General features: G+C 69.5%; 1 protein-coding gene. It reads right to left on the bottom strand.

Going from position 1 to position 1,461, the window contains the following annotated elements; genetic code table 11:
* Positions 1-35: 35 nt before the first annotated feature.
* Complete coding sequence (locus ACIBJF_RS53420) at positions 36-1,331, bottom strand: ISAs1 family transposase (protein ID WP_399185116.1); 1,296 nt, start codon at positions 1,329-1,331, stop codon at positions 36-38.
* Positions 1,332-1,461: the final 130 nt, after the last annotated feature.

The following is a 1,461-nucleotide window of genomic DNA, read 5'->3' as shown; positions in this document are numbered from 1 at the left end:
CAGGGCCCCGGCGTTTGCCTCGGATGTCTGGTTGATCATGTGATGCCGTAGAGGGCGAGGACGCGGTGGCGTTCGGTGTGGGCTCGGCGTCCGGCGGCGGTGTTGACGTACCCGGCGAGTTTGAGTGCGCCGCGGATCAGGTCGCGGATGGCGGCGAGCACGGCTGGCGTATTGCGAGTCCTGATCTGGGACTTGTCCTCGCCGAAGACGACATCTCGTACCCAGTGGACGGTGTTCTCCACGGTCCAGTGCCCGCGGGCCCAGGTGGCGATCTCGGCCGCGTCGGCTTGCTCGGCGGGCAGGTCGGTGATGGCGTAGACGGTCTCGCTGGACCACTTCTTCGCCCCGTAGAGGCGGCGTCTGCGCTGGATGCGCAGGACCTGGCGGGCGTTGGGGAAGAGCAGGCCGTCAACGGTGACGACCTGCACGTGACGCTGCTCGTGGCGGCCATGGCCGCGGGTGTCGTCACGGTGGATCACGGGGATTTCTTTCCAGGGCAGCCGGTGGAGTTGGCGGGCCTGACCGCGCTGGTTGTTCTTGATCGTGAGGAGGTAGTGGGCACCGCGTTCGTGCAGGTAGGCGGCGTGGGCGTGCTGGGCGTGGAGAGCATCGGCGGTGATGACCGCGCCCGCGAGGTCTCCGTCGTCGATCTGGTCGAGCAGGGGTGCGAACTCGGGGATTTCGTTCGTCTTCGCGCCGATCTCGCGGGAGGCGAGGGTGATGCCGTCGCCGTGGCGGACCGCGGAGAGCACGAAGACCCGGCTGCCGTCAGGGCGTCGTGCGCCGCGCAGGCATTTGCCGTCCACCGCGATCGCCCTGCGCCTTTGGCGCACCGGATCGGTCTGGGCGGCGGCCTGGTGGGCTCGGCGCTGTTCGCGCTCTGGGCCGCCGTCGGGCATCAGCGGCGCGGGATGCGCGCTCTCGTCGGGGAGCAGGGACGTCAGGTAGGCGAACCCGGCCGCGCTGAGTTCGGCCGGATCAAGGCGTCCCAGCACGCTGCGCAGGGTCTTCTCGCTCGGTACCCGGTAGCGGCCCAGGAGCGGGTGGTAGGGCAGGCCGAAGGCGGCCAGTTCCTCGGGTGTCGCGCGCCGGCACCACTCCGCTGCCGCAGTGATCGAGTCGTGGCCCGCGGGCGTCATCGCGCAGACCGCCAGGGCCAGCAGGGAGGAGAGCCGGTAGCGCACGCCGCTGGCTCCGCGAGGATCGGTGAGCGACTCGAACTCCGCAACCAAACTGCGGACTTGATCCCGGGCGGCACCCTCACGCAGATCTTGCAGACGGGGTGCGGGGCAGACAGGAGCAGGGATGGGGGATGATGGTGGGACGAACACGGCACCTTCGTGGATCTTGAAGCGTAGAGAACTCCATGATCCACAGGGGCCGTGTTCGCCTGCTTCCGGGGCTCCCCACCGACGTCAACCGACCCAAGGTCGGACGAGCCGGGCAAACGCCGGGGCCCTG

The organism is Streptomyces sp. NPDC050743 (assembly GCF_044456925.1).
GTDB lineage: Bacteria > Actinomycetota > Actinomycetes > Streptomycetales > Streptomycetaceae > Streptomyces.
Note: the sequence above shows the minus strand (reverse complement) of the source record. Positions and strands in the feature narration are given on the sequence as shown.